The 558-nt window shown below is 29.7% G+C and carries 1 protein-coding gene; it reads left to right on the top strand.

The genetic code is table 11. The features are described 5' to 3' along the window. Positions 1 to 82 precede the first annotated feature (82 nt). The coding region (tnpA, locus tag LQ686_RS13910; RefSeq protein ID WP_129407562.1) for an IS200/IS605 family transposase at positions 83 to 558 on the top strand (476 nt) is incomplete at its 3' end.

Genomic DNA, 558 nt, shown 5'->3' with positions numbered 1-558 from the left:
TTGTATTAAAAAATGCATCTCTACATGCTAGAATAATATTTGGTCAGCCAACCAAAATTAACAACACGAGGAGATGCATTAAATGTCATCAGACACAAACAGTTTAGCACATACAAAATGGAATTGTAAGTACCACATTGTGTTTGCACCAAAATATCGTAGACAAATTATTTATGGGAAAATAAAAAGAGATATTGGTATTATTTTAAGACAATTGTGTGAAAGAAAAGGTGTAGAAATAATAGAAGCTGAAGCATGTAAAGATCATATTCATATGTTAGTTAGTATTCCACCAAAGTTAAGTGTCTCTCAATTTGTAGGTTATTTAAAAGGGAAGAGTAGCTTAATGATATTTGATAGACATGCCCATTTAAAGTATAGATATGGTAACAGAAAATTTTGGTGTAAAGGATTTTATGTGGATACAGTTGGTAGAAATAAAAAAGTGATAGAAAATTATATAAGAAATCAATTACAAGAGGATATAGTAGCAGAACAGTTAACAATGATAGAGTACATAGATCCTTTTACTGGGGAAGAAACTCGAAAGAAGAAAAA

It is taken from the genome of Mammaliicoccus sp. J-M41, assembly GCF_022385935.1.
In the GTDB taxonomy this organism is placed as follows: domain Bacteria; phylum Bacillota; class Bacilli; order Staphylococcales; family Staphylococcaceae; genus Mammaliicoccus; species Mammaliicoccus sciuri_A.
The sequence above is the reverse complement of the archived record's forward strand: the minus strand, read 5'-3'. Positions and strand labels throughout refer to the sequence as shown.